Below are 20,160 nucleotides of genomic sequence, written 5' to 3'. Positions count from 1 at the left end.
ATCAGCCAGTGCCCTTTGCTGCCCAGATGCACAAAGCTCACATTAGGGCCAAGGTTCGTATTCGCGAAATCGGCGGTGTTGGTGCCGGTAGCATTTCTTGAACTGCCCACGACACTGAGTTTTGCCAGCGGGTTGGTGGTACCAATGCCCACGTTGCCGCTGTTGGTAGTACTGATGTTGGCCCCCGTCTGCTGCCAGCCAACCCCTGCCCCCGAACTGCCCCCGCCGACCAGATTGACCCACGCCCCGTTCTGGCGGAACCAGAAACTCTGCGTGTCGGTATCGAACACCAGCAGCCCGTTGGCGGCATTGCTGATGGCCGTCCGCTGCGCCGTGGTCAGCCGGGGCAGCAGCACACCCTGGGTCGTACTTTTGACTTCCAGCGCTGCCGAGGCATTAGCCGCGCCGCCATCGGACCCGATCACCACGCTGCCGCCCGTGCGGTTGAGTTGCAGCGTCTGGGCAGAAACCGACTGAACCGCCAGCAGCAGCCCGCCCGCCAAAAGAAGGTAACGGTTAACCATAAACCTGAAGATCAACATAATAAAAATTGTATCGGGTTTTACTTCAGGCCGTATTTATCCACAATGGCCTGCCGTTTTTCGGGGAAACCAACCATGCCGAAGCGGGCCTGCAGGTCGCTATACATCTTCCGGATTTCGGGAGAATCCATTGCTAATCCGCGCTTACGGGCCTCCGCCGGAATGGTCTGGAACGAGGCTTCGAGGTACTCTTCAAACGGCTGCTGGAAGTAGCAGTCGATGGCCAGCACCGGTTTGTCGGTGGCGTTCCAGAAGGTATGGACAATGCCGCGCGGCCGCAGGTGCCAGCCACCAGCTTCGACCTGATAAACCGTATCGCCCACCAGCACACTGGCTGTGCCTTCGATGACATACATCAGCTCATCCAGGTCTTTGTGCAGGTGCGGGGCCGGGCCCATTTTTTTCGGGGCAACAGCAAACTCAACACACGAAAACTGTCCGTTGGTCTGGGCCGACCGGACCCGCGTCCGGATGTTGAGCCCCGTCGGTCCGGGCGTCAACGGTTCGGCCGACGGGCCGATATAAAACGGAGCCAGTGGCTTTTGATCGTCGGTGGCGGTCACGGCCGGTAGCTGACCGGCGAAGAGGCCCAATGGCAGGGCTGACATAAAATCACGGCGTTGCATTTTGTTTTGTGTTTTAGGTTGAGAATCTTACTGGTTCGTTACACGGTGTAAGCGCACCGGTACCTTGCGGCTAAACCGCGGATCGGCACTGTTCGACCAGGTGCGGCCGGGCAGGTGATAGGCAAACTCCAGCCGGACATCCAGCTGATCGCCTGCCCACTGGTTTCCGGTTTTGTCGGTATCGTTGATGTAAAAGTTGGGCGTGATGGCAAATCGCCCGTCGACTGCGTCAAAATTGAGGCTGAACCGGTGATCGTTTTGCCGGTCTACCACACCGTAGATTTCATAGTCTTCACGGCCCAGGCGGCTCGTGACGGTTGCTGTCCCATCGAAACCACCCTTATTTCGTCCGTTCCGCAGGCGTCTTTTCCGCCTTGCCTGCTGCCAGCGTTCTTCATCCGTTTCGGGTAGATCAATCGTTATGCGAAGCGATTTCGGTACACCGTCCGGGTCATTAAAACGACCTTCCCATTGCCCGACCAGCAACGGCTCTGTCGTGCTGTAAGCCCATGGACGCTCGTATTGGTCCAGCCATTTGCCGCCGTAAAACCGGACGACCATAAACAGACCAGATACAGCGACCAGGCCTGCCAGCGCCATTAAACACCCTTTCCCTCGGGAAGCATTCATTATCAACAGGTTATTTTTAGCTTATCGTACAGAAAGCCGCGGCTTACCGTTTCCGGCTCTGCTGCGTTTTTGCCTGCTCAGCCCCGACAGCCGTATAGGGGCTGGCCGATGACTGGCAGCGTCAGCCCCATGCATACGCTGATAGACCCGAGAAGAGACCAATATGATTGCATACTCATATCGGCCGGCCTGTTTACCGGTTTCCGCTTCACGGTGTCCGCTCCATGGTCCATTGTATTTCTGACGCATCGGTTTCGCCGATGACCGGATTTCCTTTGATGATCCACCGGATGAGATTATCTGTACTGATGTCCAGCGCCCCCTCCAGCTTCTTACCGTACACCGCCTGAATATCCGTGCTCTCAACGTAGACGGTCAATGTGCCCGTCCCGGCCGAATTACTGATTAGTTGAAAAGACCAGCGGCCAAGTTGTCCGCAGGTTCCGGACGAACAGCTTTCAATCTTACCGTCACTATAGAATTTAAGGCCCAGGGCTCCTTTTTTGATCGTGAGCGTAATTTTGTCGCTGGGTGTAACGGTATAGGTTCTCGTCACGTCCCAAAGCCCGCCGACCAGCAGTTTAACCTGGGCGGGTTGCGGATCATCCGTTTTTTTGCCTCCGCAACCGGCTCCTCCGTTGAGGATAAACACACTCAATAAGAGTGCATAGGCGATTAGTTTTTTCATTGTTTTCTTTATTTTCCAGCCCGATAAATACTCATTAACAGTGCTTTGCCAATACGCTGACCAGCTTTTTTACCGATATGTCCCTGCCCGTCGGAAGTATCAATGCCGTTGACATCAGACGGGTCACCGGCCGTATTCCGGTTTTCGGGACAAATCCGCCACACGTTATTTTGCTGACACTGCCCGTTATTGGATTCCAGCTCCTGCAAATCAAAAATCACATCGGTCCCCCTGAAGGTGTCTTTCATCCACTGTCCCAGTTTCTGTTTGGCGGCGTTGCCTTCGTAGGCAGACGTGCTGTAGACCAGCGGTGGCGTCACGTGTACAAACCGGAGTATCGGCGACTGGGCCCGCAGCGCATCAACCATCGCCTTGTATTCGGTTTTCACCCGTTCGACGTTATCATCGTTGACATCGGCATACCCGAACTTGAAGATGGCAATCTGGAGCAGGTCTTTGTTGCGGGTGGCATTCTCGCGGAATACCCTGATCTTTTCCGTTGGATTTCCGTTAGGGATTCCGCCCACATCCACGAAAATGCCCCCTTTCAGCCCCTTCCCGCCGGCGGCCCCGTTGGTTTTATCGTTCGGGCCGTAGTAGTCAAAGGCGAAGCCGTTGGCTTTGCAGCCCTCTTCCAGATCCTGTCCCACAGACTGGTGCAGAAACAAAGCATTCCAGCCTTTAATCCGTTCTTTTTCAGCCGCCGCAACATTATCCCAGGCCGTAACCCCGGCCAGCCCAACTACTCCCGGCTCGCCCTTGCCCATCGCAGAGCTGCCCGTACCGGTCGGGTCCGGATCAGGGGTCGTGTTCGTACCCGATTCCTGCTTCTGACATGCCAGCCCGGCAATCACCAGCCAGCAACACACCATCATCTTTTTCATACGCTGCGCTTTCCTGATTCACTTGTTTACCCTTCAATGCCCAAAATTGCGTTACCGGTTTGGTTTCTCAGGGGTAAAAAACAGACATGTTGTAAAGGTTAGCCACCCAGCAGGCACGTACCGAATCCGTTGATTGAACGGCTTTCGGCGATTAGTAAACGGCAGACTCACCTATTGAACAGGTAGTATTACGGTCGTACCTTGCAGGCATCAATTTTCGCACAGGCATGTCTGGTCGCCCGCTTCTTTTCTGGCTCATGAATCTGCTGCTGATCAACGCCCTGCGTGGTCAGTCGCCGGTTATGCATGCGGCCGGTTTTACGGTAGAGCATATCGGGCTGAAAGAGGGGTTGCCCGCCGCTGATATCCGGACGCTGCTGCGCGATAAAACCGGCTTTCTCTGGCTGGGCACCACTACCGGACTGGTGCAGTACGATGGTTTTGTGTGTAAAAGCATCAGCCTTACCGACAACGGTGAGCCCATCGGGCAGGTAAATGCCCTGCTGGAAGACCCTGACGGCACACTCTGGGTCGGCACCGAAGAAGGGTTATTCCGCTACGATGACGGAAAGGTATCTGCCCTGCCTGCCATCCGGCAACCAACATTGGTGCGGATCAATGCGCTGCTCTTCGATAAACGGCACACCCTCTGGATCGGCTGCGGCAGCGGGGTTTATCACCTCTCTCCGGCTCAGCAGCAACAACTCAAAAAACGGCCGGCTCAAGCCACGGCGCCCCGCCTGCTCACCGGATACGACCGCCTGACGCCCAAAGCCCGCGACCGGCGGGTGTTTGCCCTCGCCCTCGATGAGGAAGGGAGTCTGTATGTGGGCGGTAAAATGGATTTGTTCCGGTACCGTAACGGCCGGCTCACCCGTATCTGGCAAAGCCCGGCCGGTCAAAAAACAGAAATTCAGGCGATTGCGGTCCGGTCTGAAAATGATTTACTGTTTTCTGCGCACGACCAGTTCTGTTATATCCGCCTGCGTAACGGCCGGCCCGAAACCCTGCTGCAAGGCCTCGTCCCGTCCGACGTTCTGCTGGACGGCCAACGCTACTGGCTCCTGTCATACGGCCTCAAACAACTTGACGCAGAGGCACAAACACCCTGGCAACAGCTCAATTTATACCACCATACCAGCAGCCAGTTCAATAAGCTGCTGCTCGACCGGGAAGGTACGTTCTGGGTAGCGACCAACGAAGGCTTACTGAAAATAAGGCGGTCGGCTTTTGACCGGATTCCGCTACCGGCAGCCGTGGCCGGAAACGAAATCAACGGATTCGGGCTCTATAACGGCCAGCTGGTTTTCGGGGCACACCACGGCCGGTTGTTCCGGCTTGGTGCGGATCAGGTATCGCCCCTGCTGACCGATCTGGTCCCGATTGCAGGCATCGCCGGCATTCAGCAAGACCGGCGGGGAGTCTTATGGATGGCAACCACCTATCAGGGCCTGCTGGCTTATGATGGCAGACGAACCCGCCACTACACCCGCAAGGATGGGTTAAGCGATGAAGGCTTTAACGACCTGATTCCGACGGCGGCGGGCGACCTGTGGGCAGTGGGCGATGTCGGGCTGACGCAGATCCGGTTTGATGCTCTGAAACAGGCCTACACGTTTACTTTTTTTGAACATTCGACCAACCGTTACCGGTTTACCATCTTTTACAACGGGTTTGAAGCCCCCGACCATACGCTCTGGCTGGCCAGTGATGCGGGGCTGATTTCGTTCCGGAACGGGCAGTTTACCAGCCACCCCATTCAGTGGCAAGGCCAGCAGGTACGGTCGGTGCAGCGCATCATCCGCGACCGGCAGGGTACTGTCTGGCTGGCCACCGACGGGCAAGGGCTTATCAGGGGCAACCTCTCCGGCCAACAGTTTTCGGTAACCCGGCAGTATACCACGGCGGATGGGTTATCTGCCAATTATCTGCTCGACGTGTATGCTGACAGTGACGGCAACATCTGGACCGGCAGCGCTATTGCCCTGCATTGCCTGACGCCGGCCGGCCTGCGAACGTTCAGCTTCAGCGACGGTTTTTTCAGCGAATCGTACCAGTCGATGCACCTGTTTGAGTACCCGCGCGGAACACTCTACGTCGGCACTACGGCGGGGCTGCTGCGGTTTTCGGTCAGCCAGCTCAGGCAACGGCCCGTGGCTGCGCCCCTCACCATCACCGGGCTCCGGCTACCCGATTCCCGCGCCGATCTCTGGCAGTTTACCACCGGCAGAGATCCCTCAGGATTGCCCGAACAGCTACGGCTCCCGCCGGAACAAAATGCGCTGACATTCGGATTTTCGCTGATGAGTCTGGTCAATACGCCCTATCACCGGTACCGTTTCCGGCTACTCGGTGCGGAAGCGGGCTGGCGGCCGGCGCAGGGAACCGAACGGTCTGTCACGTATGCCGGTCTGGCCCCCGGGCGCTATACATTTCAGGTTGAAGGGATGACAGCCGCCGGGTCACGGAGTGGGCTCACTGCGTTTTCGTTTGAGGTATTGCCGCCAGTCTGGCAGCGATGGTGGTTTCTGACCGGTGCGGCCATGTTGCTGCTTGGTGTGGTGGCTGGTTATTTTACACGGCGCGAACGTACACTACGGCACCGCCAGGCCGAAAAGGTCCGGATTGCCCGGCTCATTGCCGAGCTTGAAACGCGGGCTATCCGGTCGCAAATGAATCCGCATTTTATCTTTAACTGTCTGAATGCCATTCAGGAATGCATCTTAGCCGACGATACGGATACGGCCTACCGCTACCTGTCGAAGTTTTCGCGGTTGCTGCGGATGGTTCTGGAAGAGTCGACCAGGAGTATGCACGCCCTGCAGCAGGAAATCGACGTGCTCCGGCTCTACCTCGATCTGGAAGCGCTCCGGTTCGGCAGTTCGTTTGCCTACACGCTTCGTGTCGATGCCGACCTTGACCCGGCTTTGTATCAGGTGCCGGCCCTGCTGCTTCAGCCATTGACCGAAAACGCGATCCGTCATGGATTACTGCACAAAACCGGCCTCCGGCAACTGGACATTTCCCTGCGGATTGCCGACGGGCACCTGCACTGCCTCCTGGAAGACAACGGCGTCGGCCGCGAACAGGCCGCTGCCTTCAGCAACCGGTCGGCCGTATATCGCCGGAAGACCTCAAAAGGCCTGGCCCTGACGAACGAGCGGCTGGCGCTGCTCGAAAAATCGGGTCTGGGAAAAGCCTCGATGCATATTGATGACCTCGTCAGTACGGACGGTACTCCCATCGGTACCCGCATCAGTATCCGCCTGCCCCTGATTACTGCATTCGATACCGGATTCACGCATACCCCCTAACGCCTATGTACCGCGCCCTTGTCATCGACGATGAGCCCCGAGCCTGTAACATTCTGGAAATTCTGGTCAGCAAATACATTCCCGAAATTTCTCTTTTCCGGCGGGCGACTACCCCTCCCGAAGGCATTTCGCTGATTCAGTCGATGCGGCCGCACCTTGTTTTTCTGGACATTGAGATGCCGATGCAGAACGGGTTCGATGTTCTGAATGCCATCGACGACATTGATTTTGAGGTTATTTTCACCACAGCCTATTCGCAGTTTGCCTTGCAGGCCATCAAGGTGAGCGCCCTCGACTACCTCCTGAAACCAATTGATGTCGATGAACTACGGCTGGCCTTCGACAAGTTTTTGCGGAAACAAACCGAGACGCTACGCCCCAAAGCCCTGATCCGGAACCTGGCCGAAAACCTGTCGGTCAGCAAACCAAACCAGCAACGATTGCCGATTTCGACTACCGAAGGCCTGCACTTTCTGCCCATTGCCGAGATTATCCGGTGTGAGGCCTCCAGCAATTATACGTTCTTTCACCTGACCGGCAACCGGCGTTTTTGTGCGTCCAAAACCTTGAAGGAGTTCGAGGGCATGCTCAAAGACCATGACTTTGTGCGGGTGCATAAGTCGCATCTGGTCAATATGCAGTTTGTGCAGCTGATTGACCCGGCGGGCGTCATCCACCTGACCGATAACACCCGGCTGACGATGTCGCGCCGGCAACGGAAGCGGCTGCATTAACGGGGCAGTGCCACCTGTTCAATTTTTCCGAGCGTCTGCCAGCATTGAAACAGGGCACGCGGCACGTGGTAACAGCCTTTCCATTTGCCCCCTTTGAGGGGTAGCAATACCTCGCCCCGCCGGTTCAGATAGCCAAACCATTCGCCGTGGCCGGGGTCCGGGAAATGCGACCATGTGTAGGCATGGACACGTTCAAACCATGCCCAACAGGCCGGATTGCCCGTCAGCTGGTAGCCTTTCAGTAAACTAATCAGCGTTTCGGCATGGACCCACCACAGCTTCTGGTCCCACTCAAGCTGCTGGGGCGGATGGCCGCCGGCATCCATAAAATACAGAATACCGCCAAACGGCTCGTCCCACGCATACTGCAAGGTGTCGAGGGTGATGGTTACCGCACGGTCGAGCAGGGCGCGGTCGTTGCGCCGGACCGCCAGATCCATGATAAACCACATCGCTTCGATAGCATGCCCGGGATTAAGCAGCCGGCCTTCGAAGGAGTCAGAGCCCTTGCCGTCGGGCGTAACGTTTTCGCGGATCAGCCCCGACGCCGGATCATAAAACACGTCCATCACCTCATGAATGCACTCATCAATGGTCTGTTCGACCAGGGGTTTGTCGAGCAGGTGCTCAATTTCCAGCGCGAGATTGCACAGAATCATCGGCAGGGCAAAGTTTTTCAGCGGCCTTGTACCGGCAACGGCCTTATTCCACTGCCCTTTGGTCTGGTGGCGACGGGCCAGAATGTGCCGGAACGTGGTGGCGGCCAGTTGAGCCTGTTCATCGCTGCCCGTCGCCAGCGACAACTGCCCGAAGGCCATTGTCGCAAAGCAGTCGGAGAAAATATTGTAGGGCTGTACCAGCGGCCGGCCCTCGCGGGTCAGCGAAAAATACCAGCTCCCGTCGGCCGACCGACCGTGTTTTTTCAGAAACTCCGCACCATGGACCGCCGTCGCCAGCCAGTCGGGCCGCTGCTCCAGCCGATTATACAGCATGGCAAAGGTCCAGACCTGCCGCGCCTGTAGCCAGACAAATTTATCGGTATCAAATACGCGCCCCTGCCGGTCCAGGCAGGTCAGGAAACCGCCATACTGGGTATCGACCGAATGCTGTTGCCAGAACGGAATGACATCATTCAGCAACGCCTCACGGTATTGTTGGGAGAGAGACATGACCTAAAGAGTGAAAGAATAGGCCGCAGGGCGGCGCAAGGGTGAAAGGGCGAAATATTTTTACCGTAATAAACGGATCAGAGGGTGAAACTCACGTATGTAATCACCTGGTAATTATCCCGTTCGTAGAGGACGCCGATCTTACCATCCTCCTGAATGACCAGATCGGAATAGGCCGACGAACCGCTGTAAAGCTCCTTCCCCTGCGACCAGCTCCTGCCATCGTCCTGACTGACGCGGATGGTCAGTTTCTCACGCTTCGTCTGGCTGTTGGGGTTCACAAAAAGCAGCACCGGCTGTCCGGCGGGTGTCTTGTGGTTTATCATGGCTCCCTGGCAAACCGGGTCGGGCAAGTCAGTAGACACAATCACGTCATTCCAGCGTTCACCGGCAGTCGGCGAATAGGCCAGCAACCGGCTTTTTACATCACCCGACTGGTTGCGCATGTTCATCAGGATACCGCCATCGCGGGTTTCGGCCGCTGTGCTTTCGTTGCTACCCGGATACGACACGGTCGGGCTCAGGGTCCAGGTTTTGCCATGATCGTCGGAATAAAAACCGTGGGCGCTGTAGTCGCGGAACTGTCCCTGCGGCGGGCCCGCCGAGTGATTGGCCGCCACAAATAACCGGCCGCGATACCGCCCCTGGCTGAGTTGCAGGGCATGGCCCGGCGTGTTGGCATACGACCGCCAGTCTTCCTTAAAGGTATAGGCCGGGTTTACGCCGGGTTTGTTGGGCCGGTTCACCTGCGTGGTAATGTTGACCGGAGCCGACCACGTTTTGCCCAGATCGGTACTGGTCACAAACCAGACCTCGCGTATGGCCTTGCCGTTGCGCACATCGCCTTCCGACGCCACACCCGTGTTGTACACCAGAAACAACCGCCCATCGGGATAACGCGGATCGGTCAGGTCGAATACCGGCGCAGGATTTCCCGCCTGATTGGGGCCATAGTCTACGGCTACCGACAGCGGAGACCAGGTTTTGCCCTGATCGCGGCTGGTCCGCAGCACGATATCGACATTCCCGAAATCGCCGCAGTCGGTTTTACGCCCTTCGGCAAACGCCAGCAGCGTACCGCCGGGGGCTTTGACAATCGCCGGAATCCGGTAACACAGATACCCGTCGTTGCCGTTGCCGAAAACGGTTACCTCATCGGGCAAGACCGTTTCGGTAACCACCGGCGGAACATAGGCGGGTGCGGCGGCCACAGGCTGCGACTGGCGGCACCCCAGCAGCAGGCACGCAGAAAGGAGTAAATGCGGGAACATGCGTTAAAACAAACGTTGAAAGTGGTTTTCGAAATGGTTGCGCATCGCATTACGGAAGGTTTCCGGTGTTCCATGTTGCAGGACATCGACCAGCCCCCGGTGCGATACAAATTTTTTATGCTGCACCTGCTTCTTGAGCAGACCGCTTTTCTGGACATACTCAAACGTTGGCAGCAGCATTTGCTGGAAGCGCATGAGGGTATGATTGCCCGTAATTTCGTAGAGCTTGCCATGGAACCGGATTTCCTGATCGGCGTTAAAAATCATTTCTTCCGTATTCACCGGCTCATCGGCCACGATGGCGTACAGTTCGTCGATGTCGCGCTGGGTGATGCGTTCGAACAGCAGATCGCCCATACCGATTTCCAGCACCAGCCGCAGTTCAAAAATATCGCGCAGGGTTTCGTCGGCCAGAATACCGGGATACATCGTCTTTTCGAGCAGCGACAACAGGTCGGGGTTGGTAATGACGGTACCGCGCTTTTTCTTCGTCTCGACCATCCCGCGCATCCGCAGACGCTGTAAGGCCTCGCGAATGACCGTGCGGCTTACGCCCAGCTGAACAGCCAGCTCTACTTCTTTTGGAATCACATCACCGCTTTTGTACTGCTGCTCCTGAAAGAAATCCAGCAAATCTGTCTCGGCCTTATCAACTAATGAGGTCTGCTCCTGTAGGCGCAGATCATCATGCATGTTCGCGTAATCCATATTATGTATAACTTAATAACGCAGCAAAATTAGATTCATATCCGTAAAACAAAAAATATCCGCAAAAAAATAATTTTTAAGGGCTACTTGCGATTATTAAATAATACATAATACCTTTGTCAAGTCATACATAATGCAAAAATTATTATTCGTATGTGGCATCTTTATACTAACAAGCTTCTCAGTAGCTATTATGTCATACTTATTGTCGGCCTTCTGGTATCGACAGTCGGTATGGCACAACCTAAACCCGTTAATGGCATTGTGCGCGACGGCCGCACAGCCGAGCCATTGCCCGGCGTCAACGTGACGATCAAAGGCACCACGCGCGGAACAGTCACCAATGCCGATGGCCGTTTCACGATCAGTGCCAATAAAGGCGATGCACTCGTTTTTTCACTGATCGGCATGACAACGCAGGAAATCACCCTGACTGACCAGGCCGCCGTCAGCGTTCAGATGGCCGAAAGTGCCAAGAGCCTCGACGAAGTCGTTGTCGTGGGGTACGGGCAGCAAAGCCGCCGGACACTAACCGGCTCGGTCGCTACCGTTGACCCGACGGTGTTCAAATCAGTACCGCGAACGAATGTGGCCACGGCCCTGCAAGGCACCGTTCCCGGCTTGCGGATTCAGCAGACAACCGGTCAACCCGGCTCAACGCCCGCCATCTCATTCCGGGGCGGCACCGATTTCAGCGGCTCGGGCTCTCCGCTGGTCATTATTGACGGGGTCATTGTCCCGTCTCTGTACGGGATTAATATGGAAGATGTAGAAACCATCGATCTTCTGAAAGATGCCGCCTCAACCGCTATTTACGGCGCAAGGGCGTCAAACGGGGTCATTCTGGTGACGACGAAAAAGGGCAAGAAAGGCCGTACGCAGGTGACGTACAGCTATAAACGGGCAACCAACTACATCCGGCGGAACCCGCTTGACTACATGAGTGCCGAAGATTATATTCTCTGGAACCGGCGCGGTCTGGCCGCCCGCTTCGAAGCCGCCCGTGCAGACAACAATACCGCTGAGATGAACAATGCCCGCAACCAGCTGGCCGGCGCATGGGGTTGGGGTACCAACTCAGGCTGGACAGCACCCGACGGCAAATACTCAACCCAGCTGCTTTCGAACAGCAACCGCGCGCTGCTGAACGACCCGCAATACAAAACGCTGATCGATAAGAACCCGTTTAACGCTGCCCAGATGGATACCCTCCTTTTCCGGTCGATTTCGCAGCGGCAGCTCGAAGAGCTGATTCTTCAGCAAAGCAACCTCAACGAACATTACCTGAACGTATCGGGCGGCAACGACCAGGGGAATTTTGCCCTGGGTGTCGGCAACCTCAGCGATGTGGGCATGCTTATCGGCTCCGCCTTCAAACGGATGAATATGAACTTCAACGGGGGCCTGAATGTCGGGAAGAACCTGACCGTTTCCCTTAACCTGGCCGGTTACAGCACCAAAAACAGCCCTTCGTATCTGACCGCCGACGGTGGCGGTGGTGTTGGCGGCGGCATTATCCAGCGCTTTACGGGCATTGCGCCAACCGTTCGCCTGACACACGACCAGACAGGCGCCATACTGCCGGGTGTCGATGGCAGCACGCTGGGAAATCCGGCTTATTTTCAGGATAAGTTTTTCAACCAGACCCTGGAACAGCGCTACAGCGGTGGCCTGAACATCGAATACCGGATTCTGCCGGAACTGAAGCTGCTGGGCTCGGCATCGGGTTTCTACCGCTACACCAACAGCGACAGCTTCACCAAAGCCTACATCAACGGTACGGGCGGCGCGCTGGTGAGTACCCGCAACGCATCGTTCAGCAACCAGCGGGTAGGCCAGTATCAGTACAATGGCTTTTTACAGTATGATAAAACGATTGGCAAGCATACCGTTTCGGCCCTGGCGGGTGGCGAATTCTTTGAATTCCGGCAGTACGATTACGGTGCATCGGCCAACCTCGCCGCCACTGATTTTATTCCCTGGCTATCGGCATCAACGGCAGCCGTCGGCATTCCGTCGTCGGCGTTTTCGAGCTGGCAACGGCTGGTATCGGGCATCGGCCGGGTAAATTACACCTACGACAACCGCTTTCTGCTGACGCTGAACGCCCGGTATGACGGTACATCGAAGCTGACCACCAATCAGTATGGGTTCTTCCCCGGCATGTCGCTGGGCTGGAACATGCACTACGAAAACTTCTTTACCAATTCCGCGTTAAGCCGCTACATTACCACCCTGAAACCCCGTATCAGCTGGGGTGAAAACGGCAGCATCACGCCGCTGGGCGATTTTGCCACTATTCCGCAATACGGCAACGCAGGCATCTACAACGGGCAGCCGGGTTTTGCGGCAGGCAGTATCGTCAACACCAACCTGAAATGGGAACGGGCCAACACGCTGAACCTCGGCCTTGACCTCGGTTTACTGAACAACCGCGTCACGATTCTGGCCGACTATTTTATCCGGAACGTGTACGACAAAATCAGCTCGCTGACCATTCCGGCATGGACCGGCTACAGCAGCTATCAGACCAATCTGGGGCAGTTGCAGAATCGGGGCATTGAGCTGGAAATACGCGGCAATATCCTGAAGGCAAGCAGCCCGCGCGGGTTATCGTGGAGCATGGGCGCGAACCTTTTCCATGTCAAAAACTACGCCGTTAAGCTGCCCGGCAACGGACTCGACCGCAACCGCCAGAGCGCGGTTCAGGTCTATGACCCGTCGCAGGGTAAGGTGGTCTGGGTAGGCGGTTTGCAGGAAGGCAAACGCATTGGCCTCGACGAAATATGGGCACCGGCTTACGACGGAATCTACAAAACCCAGGCCGATATCGACGCCCGCGCCAACTTCGTGAATACCTATCTGCCGTATACCAACAAGCGCATCAAACTGTTGGGCGATGCCCGCTGGCGCGACCTCGACCAGAACGACACGCTCGACTACCGCGATTTTACCTACGTTGGCCGGACAACGCCAACGGTGCAGGGTGGTTTCTCGACCACCCTGCAGTGGAAAGGCTTCACGCTGTTCGGTCAGTTCGATTACTCACTGGGCTTTGTCATTGTCAATCAGATGTATCTGCGGGGCATGTCGCAGGTGCAGGGTTCCCAGAACGGACCGGTCGATGTAACACAGACCTGGTCGCCGGAGACACCAAACGGTACGCTGCCGCGCTATTACTGGGCCAACTACGGCCGGAATTACTTCCTGGATGCGGGTGGCAGCACCACCGCACCGGCCAATTTCTGGCAAAAAGGCGATTATGTAGCCTTGCGTGAGCTGACCTTCAGCTATGACATGCCGCAATCGCTTATGACCCGGCTCTCCCGCGACCGTGTGAAAAGCCTCCGCGTTTTTGCGACGGGCTCAAACCTGCTGTATCTGACACGCTACAACGGCACCTTCCCCGAAGTAGGCGGCAACGACGTTGGGCGTTTCCCGCTTCCACGCGTGTTTACCCTTGGGGCTACGTTATCGCTCTAAACCGAACAACATCATGAAACTTCATAAACTACTCACAATCGCCGGTTTAAGTCTGAGTGCAGGGCTTTTTTCCTGCCAGCGCCAGTTGGATGAGGTAACCCCGCAAACCTCGCTGAATCAGCAACTGGCCCTCGCCGACCCGAATGCGGCCATGACGCTGTATACCGGCATCTATGCCTCACTCCGGGGGTACCACAGTACGCTCGTCAACCTGGGCGAAATGCGCTCGGAGATCTGGGCCGACGGGCTCTTTACCGAATCGGAAGACACGGGGCTGAAACAATACTGGTCACACAACATCAGCGCAGTGAACGTACCGGCGGGCAACTGGGGCGGTTTTTACACCCTGATTGACCGGATCAATACGGTCATTAAGCTGTTTCCGCAGGCACCGCTCGCCGATGCCCAACGGAAGGCTGCGCTCGCCGAAATGTATGGATTACGGGCATACGTCTACTTTACCCTGCTCCGGACCTGGGGAGGGGTCCCGATCACGACCGAGCCGGTCTCGGCCGTCAACAGCCTGACCGATCTGTACCGCGAGCGGGCGAAGCCGGAAGAGGTGCTGGCCCTGATCAAAAGCGATATTGACCAGTCACTGACCTTGTTTGCGGGCAACAACGCCTTTACCGCCAAACGGGTATACTGGAACCGCGCGGCTACCCTGACGCTCAAAGGCGATGTATACCTGTGGTCGGGGACGCTCATGGGCGGTGGCAATGCTGATCTGACAGCCGCTAAAACAGCCCTGGAAGAGGTCAAAGCCATGCCGGCGCTGGGCTTGCAGGCGGCCTATGCCGATGTGTTTGACCCAACGAAAGAAACCAACAACCGCGAGATTATTTTTGCGCTCAGCTTCGAAAAAAACGAAGCAACCCAGGGAGCCTATGGCAGTTTTCTGGTGAACACGACCCAGGCCGGTACGCTGGTCCTTGACCCGGGCACCAGTACCGCGGCGACGGTCAGCTCCGCCTATCCGTACGTGGCTGGTGCCAGCCGGGTGGGCTTGTCGCAAGCCCTGATTACCCGGCTGAACAATCCGAATGACCGGCGGATGCGGGTTACCTTCCGCACCATGCACCGGACCACGGCGGGCAACCCGGTTGCCGGTATACTACTGACAAAGTTCATTGGCCGTGTCGATGCGGGTACACAGCTCTACGACAACGACTTCCCGATCTACCGGTATGCCGATGTGCTGCTGCTGCTGGCCGAAGCCAACACCAAACTCGGCAACGACCCGTCGGCCGACATCAACGCGATCCGGGCAAGGGCCTATGGCACCGGTTATACCCCTTACACCAACGGTAGCCAGCAAGCCAACATGGATGCGGTCCTGGACGAAAACCTGCGGGAGTTTATTGCCGAAGGAAAACGGTGGTTTGCGCTGCGCCGGGCCGGCAATGCGTATGTTTTCAAAAACGTAAGCCAGATCTACCTGCCCCCATCCCAGCCGTTTAAGCTCCAGCTCCCCGTTTCGGTCTCGATGCTCAACACCGACCCCAAACTCACACAAACACCGGGCTATTAATTTATTGAGTGATTGAGCGATTGCGTGAGTTTGGAAATTCACGCAATCGCTCAATCACTCATCCACTCAATTATAAAATGAAAATCAACGGATTAATTGCGGCGCCGTTTACGCCGATGCGGGCAGACGGCAGCCTGAAATTGTCGGCGATTGATCAGTATGCACAGCTGCTGGTTACCAATAACATCAAAGGCGCGTTTATCGGCGGATCGACCGGTGAAGGCGTCTCGCTGACAACAGACGAAAAGGTAGCCCTGCTGCGTGCCTGGGGAGACGTTGACCAGCCGTCGCTGATTAAAATCATGCTGGTGGGCGGTACCTCCCTGGCCGAATGCATTGCGCTTGCCCAAGAAGCACAACGCAATCACTTTCAGGCGGTGGCGATTCTGGCACCGTTCTATTTTAAGCCGGCCAATGCGGCCGTGCTGGCCGATTTCTGCGTGCAGGTGGGTGAGGCCGTTCCGGATCTGGGCATTTATTTTTACCATATTCCGGCGCTTACCGGCGTAAACCTGTCCATGATTCAGTTTCTGGAAAGCCTTGGCGACCGGCTCCCCAACTTTCTGGGTATCAAATACACCCACAACGACCTGATGGAATACCGGCAATGTGTGCTGTTTGACAACGGGAAGTATGATATGCTCTGGGGATGGGACGAAATTCTGCTGGCCGCAATGGCGATGGGCGCCAGGGCCGGGGTCGGCAGCACCTTCAACTATGCCGCCCCGCTTTACCATGACCTGATGGCAGCGTTCGATGCCGGTAACCTCGAACTTGCCCGGCAGTTGCAGGACAAGTCGATTGACATTGTGCGGTTGCTGGGTAAATACGGCGGCATTGCAACCGGCAAGGCCTATATGCGGGCTATCGGCCTCGATTGCGGTGCGTTCCGGTTGCCGGTCCGTAACATGACCGCCGGCCAGTACGGGCAGTTTCTGACCGACCTGGATGCCATTGATTTCTACCGGTATGCTTCACAAATACCGGTCAGTATCGGCTAAACAGCAGGGAATAATGCGGGCAATGGTGTGGTTTCTTGCAGTCATCGGGCTGGGCATCGGACCGGTGGTTGGGCTGGCGCAACAGCGGTTGGCGCAACAGCGGTTGGCAGCACTCCGGCTGGCCGACGTATGGCAGTCGGGTATGGTGGTGCAGCGCGGACAGCCGGTAACGGTTTGGGGATGGGGTATACCCGGCAAACGCATTAAGGTCACCTTCGGGCGATCTGTGACGCAGACGCGTGTCGCTCCGGATGCCAGCTGGCAGGTGCGCTTTCCCGCCCGGAAAGCCGCGGCGATCCCCGTAGAGCTGCGTGTGGAGTCCGGAACAGATCAACAGATCCTGACCGACATCCTGGTCGGTGACGTTTGGCTTTGCGCCGGTCAGTCTAACATGGCGTTCCCAATGACCGGCGACCCGTCTGCTACCCGGACCTTGTCCGGCGCTGGTTATCCGCTGCTCCGGCTCTGGAACAGGATTCCCGGCGCGTTTAAATACAATCAGTCGTTTACCACCGGCGAGGTAGCGCACCTGCATCCGGAGCAGTATTTTACACATACACCCTGGCAAACGGCAGACTCAATAACGGCGCGTCCGTTTTCGGCAGTGGGCTTCTACACCGGTCTGGTGTTGCAGCAGGCGCTACATATCCCGATCGGGCTTATTCACGTGGCCGTTGGCGGTTCACCGGCCGAAGCGTGGCTACCACCTGCCACAACAGGCCCGCAGGCCCCCTTCTTTACCGGCGACTGGTGGGCTAATCCGGTTCTGGAACCGTGGTGTATACAGCGGGGGCACGAGAACCTGGATGCGTTGATAAAAGCCGGCATTCCCGTTCCGCGCGATGCCGGAGGGTATCAGCATCCTTATAAACCGGGCTTTCTGTACACCGCCGCCATTGCCCCGCTAAACCGGCTGGCAATCAAGGGCATTCTGTGGTATCAGGGCGAAAGCAATGCCCTGAGCCTGGCCCGTGTACAACAGCATGAAACCTTATTTCCGGCCATGATCAGCCAATGGCGGCAACACCGGCACCAACCCGGTATGCCGGTGTATATCTGTCAGCTCTCGTCTATAAGTACCGAAAAAGGCTATCAATCAACCTACTGGCCCTTGTTTCGTGACAGCCAGCGCCGGATGGCTACCCACATCCCAAACATGGGTATGGCCGTTACCAGCGATCTGGGGCACCCTACCGACGTACATCCGGTCAACAAAAAGACGGTGGGCGAGCGCCTGGCGCGTGAGATCCTGGTGAAAACCTACGGACAAAAGCGCCTTCCGGCGCCACAACCGCAGCGTGTCGTCAGAACCGCAACCGGCTGGCGGCTTACCCTCACGCACACTGGTACCGGTCTGCACACCGCCGACGGGCAAGCTATCCGTGGTTTTGCTACGGGCGATGCAACCGGTCCGCAGACCAATGTTACCGCCCTGTTTACGGGTTCTGCGGTTTTACTCAGCGACACCGCTGCGGCAACAGGCCGCTACCTGTATTACGGCTGGCAACCCTTCACTACCGCCAATGTCGTCAATAGCGAGGGGTTACCGCTCACCACCTTCCGCATGCCTTTGCCATGATTCGTTTACTGCCTTTACTCCTTTTTCTTTGGCCCCTGCGCCATGCCGTGGCACAAGTACATCCGGCCCTGCTCCCAAAACCGAAGCAGTTGGTCTGGTCCCGTGAATCCTTTGTGCTAACCGGCCCCCTGACCATATCGGCGACCGATCCGGCCACACAGGTAGTCAGCGATTCGGTAGCGGCGTTTATCCGGCACGTCAGTCCGGCGGCAGTCGTTGAAGCCCCCCGAACAGCCGGACAGGCAACGATTGTCCTGAACATTGACGCCACGGGTATACTCCGCAACCGGCCGGAGGGTTATACACTCACCATTACCCGCCGCCAGCTCAGGCTGACCGGTGCTTCGGCGACCGGTTTGTTCAGGGCGTATCAAACTCTGCGGCAGTTGTATCAACCGGCACCGGCCCGCTTTGCAGGCTGCCGCATTACCGATTATCCGGCCTTTCCTATTCGGGGTTTCATGCACGATACCGGCCGTAGTTTCATTCCTTTTGATACGCTTAAGCAGCACATAGACCGGCTGGCTCGTTACAAAATCAACGTTTTCCACTGGCACCTCACCGAAGACCTCGCCTGGCGGCTGCAAAGCGACAGCCTGCCCAACCTGACCAGTCCGGCCGTTACCCTGCGCGATCCCGGTTATTTTTACACCAAACAGCAGGCGCGTGAACTGGTTACGTTCTGCCGGCAACGCCATGTATTGCTGATCCCCGAACTGGACATGCCCGGCCACAGCGCGGCCTTTGAACGGGCAACTGGGCATACCATGCAGTCGCCGGCGGGGAAAATCCTGGTGAAGAAACTCATCCGCGAAGCCTGTGCGCTGTTCGATGTGCCGTATATCCATCTGGGAACGGATGAGGTAGCGTTTAAAGACCCTGCGTTCGTCGGCGAGATGATCGCCGAAGTCAGGCAGTGCGGCAAACAGGTCATCGGCTGGTATCCCGGAGCAGCCATGGCACCGGACATCCCCCGGCAGCTTTGGGTCCGCAACAACAAACCCCTGCCGCCTATGCCGGTCATCGAATCGCGGAACCTCTACTTCAATCACGCCGCCACCCAGGCCGACCTGATCGGTATTTTCCAGCGGAACCTGTGCGATACGACCGAAGCCTCTCCGACCCGGCTGGGGGCCATTGGCTGCATCTGGAACGACCGGAAACCCGCCGATGTGGCCCAAATCGAAACCCTGAACGGGTTTTATCCCCTCATGCTGGCTCTGGCCGAGCGGGCATGGTGCGGCGGTGGCCGGCCGGAAACGGAACAGGGCGTGGTTCTGACCGATAAGGCCGCCTTTCAGGAGTTCGAAAACCGGTTGCTGGCCCATAAAAAGCAGTACTTCCGTGGCCTGTCCTTTCCGTATGTCCGGCAGCAGCATCTGCACTGGCGGTTACTGAAACCGTTTCCGAATGAGGCCCGGTTAGCCACCAGCTTTCCGCCCGAAAACGGTCAGCTGGATTTTCCGGGCATTGAGGCTACAGGCGCCACTATTTACCTGCGGCATACCTGGGGCCCCGCCGTGGTGCGCGCCTATCTTGATGCCCCTCAGCCAGACCATACGGCGTATGCGTATACGTACGTGTATTCGCCCCGAAAGCAGGAGCTTGACGCGTGGATTGACTTTCATAATTATGGCCGGTCAGAAAAAGACGCCTCGCCAATGGCCGGCACCTGGGACTATAAAGAAAGCCGCATCCAGGTAAATGACAAGGTGATTCCGCCACCGCTCCGGGAACAACCGGGACTGCATCCGGCTCATACCGAACAGCCCTACCGCAATGAACCGTATGAGCTTCGGCCGCCGGTAAAGATCGCCCTTAACAAAGGCTGGAATAAACTACTGGTTAAACTACCGGTCGGGGCCTTCAGTACCAAAGACTACCGGCTGGTGAAGTGGTTGTTTACCTGCGTGTTTATCCGGAAGGATCCCGAAACCAACCATTGGGAAACCGCCGGTGAACTCATTTTTTCTCCCGACAAAACCTTTACTCAACCTTAA

General features: G+C 56.9%; 15 protein-coding genes. 7 read left to right on the top strand and 8 right to left on the bottom strand.

The window, feature by feature from the left end; genetic code table 11:
- The 5 genes from BLX24_RS26915 to BLX24_RS26895 form a co-directional block, all read right to left on the bottom strand.
- Positions 1-524: phage tail-like protein (locus tag BLX24_RS26915; protein ID WP_510185433.1), on the bottom strand; the 524-nt coding region annotated here is incomplete at its 3' end.
- A 38-nt stretch (positions 525-562) separates the two neighbouring features.
- On the bottom strand, positions 563-1,168 hold the full coding sequence (locus tag BLX24_RS26910) for a cupin domain-containing protein (RefSeq protein ID WP_071506326.1): 606 nt from the start codon (positions 1,166-1,168) through the stop codon (positions 563-565).
- A gap of 27 nt (positions 1,169-1,195) precedes the next feature.
- On the bottom strand, positions 1,196-1,798 hold the full coding sequence (locus BLX24_RS26905; protein WP_071506325.1) for a hypothetical protein: 603 nt from the start codon (positions 1,796-1,798) through the stop codon (positions 1,196-1,198).
- 208 nt (positions 1,799-2,006) lie between these two features.
- Positions 2,007-2,486, bottom strand: coding sequence for a hypothetical protein (locus BLX24_RS26900; RefSeq protein ID WP_071506324.1), 480 nt, complete (start codon positions 2,484-2,486; stop codon positions 2,007-2,009).
- Positions 2,487-2,494: 8 nt separating this feature from the next.
- Positions 2,495-3,370, bottom strand: coding sequence for an SGNH/GDSL hydrolase family protein (locus BLX24_RS26895; protein ID WP_071506323.1), 876 nt, complete (start codon positions 3,368-3,370; stop codon positions 2,495-2,497).
- Between the two features lie 227 nt (positions 3,371-3,597).
- Between BLX24_RS26895 and BLX24_RS26890 the strand changes: the two genes are divergently transcribed.
- Positions 3,598-6,684: a sensor histidine kinase gene (locus BLX24_RS26890; RefSeq protein ID WP_071506322.1), complete on the top strand. Its 3,087-nt coding sequence runs from the start codon at positions 3,598-3,600 to the stop codon at positions 6,682-6,684.
- Between the two features lie 5 nt (positions 6,685-6,689).
- Positions 6,690-7,418 (top strand): LytR/AlgR family response regulator transcription factor, encoded by a 729-nt coding sequence (locus BLX24_RS26885; protein ID WP_071506321.1) that lies wholly within the window; start codon positions 6,690-6,692, stop codon positions 7,416-7,418.
- On the opposite strand, the gene BLX24_RS26880 is transcribed toward BLX24_RS26885, so the two are convergent.
- The 3 genes from BLX24_RS26880 to BLX24_RS26870 all read right to left on the bottom strand — a co-directional run bounded on the left by BLX24_RS26880 (position 7,415) and on the right by BLX24_RS26870 (position 10,566).
- Positions 7,415-8,587 carry a n-acyl-d-glucosamine 2-epimerase gene (locus BLX24_RS26880; RefSeq protein WP_071506320.1) on the bottom strand — a complete coding sequence of 391 codons (1,173 nt, stop codon included), beginning with the start codon at positions 8,585-8,587 and terminating at the stop codon, positions 7,415-7,417. The genes BLX24_RS26885 and BLX24_RS26880 overlap by 4 nt on opposite strands.
- Before the next feature lie 77 nt (positions 8,588-8,664).
- Complete coding sequence (locus BLX24_RS26875; protein WP_071506319.1) at positions 8,665-9,858, bottom strand: sialidase family protein; 1,194 nt, start codon at positions 9,856-9,858, stop codon at positions 8,665-8,667.
- 3 nt (positions 9,859-9,861) lie between these two features.
- On the bottom strand, positions 9,862-10,566 hold the full coding sequence (locus BLX24_RS26870) for a FadR/GntR family transcriptional regulator (RefSeq protein ID WP_071506318.1): 705 nt from the start codon (positions 10,564-10,566) through the stop codon (positions 9,862-9,864).
- Positions 10,567-10,719: 153 nt separating this feature from the next.
- Between BLX24_RS26870 and BLX24_RS26865 the strand changes: the two genes are divergently transcribed.
- From BLX24_RS26865 to BLX24_RS26845, 5 genes are all read left to right on the top strand, one after another.
- The gene (locus tag BLX24_RS26865) at positions 10,720-14,049 is read left to right on the top strand and encodes a SusC/RagA family TonB-linked outer membrane protein (RefSeq protein ID WP_083422206.1); all 3,330 of its coding nucleotides are present in this window, start codon (positions 10,720-10,722) and stop codon (positions 14,047-14,049) included.
- Positions 14,050-14,062: 13 nt separating this feature from the next.
- The gene (locus tag BLX24_RS26860; RefSeq protein ID WP_071506317.1) at positions 14,063-15,580 is read left to right on the top strand and encodes a RagB/SusD family nutrient uptake outer membrane protein; all 1,518 of its coding nucleotides are present in this window, start codon (positions 14,063-14,065) and stop codon (positions 15,578-15,580) included.
- A gap of 77 nt (positions 15,581-15,657) precedes the next feature.
- Positions 15,658-16,581, top strand: coding sequence for a dihydrodipicolinate synthase family protein (locus BLX24_RS26855; protein WP_071506316.1), 924 nt, complete (start codon positions 15,658-15,660; stop codon positions 16,579-16,581).
- Positions 16,550-18,160, top strand: coding sequence for a sialate O-acetylesterase (locus BLX24_RS26850; RefSeq protein ID WP_071506315.1), 1,611 nt, complete (start codon positions 16,550-16,552; stop codon positions 18,158-18,160). Before BLX24_RS26855 ends, BLX24_RS26850 begins: the two co-directional genes overlap by 32 nt.
- On the top strand, positions 18,157-20,160 hold the full coding sequence (locus tag BLX24_RS26845; protein ID WP_071506314.1) for a beta-N-acetylhexosaminidase: 2,004 nt from the start codon (positions 18,157-18,159) through the stop codon (positions 20,158-20,160). Before BLX24_RS26850 ends, BLX24_RS26845 begins: the two co-directional genes overlap by 4 nt.

The organism is Arsenicibacter rosenii (genome assembly GCF_001870735.1).
Classification (GTDB): Bacteria; Bacteroidota; Bacteroidia; order Cytophagales; family Spirosomataceae; genus Arsenicibacter; species Arsenicibacter rosenii.
The sequence above is the reverse complement of the archived record's forward strand: the minus strand, read 5'-3'. Positions and strand labels throughout refer to the sequence as shown.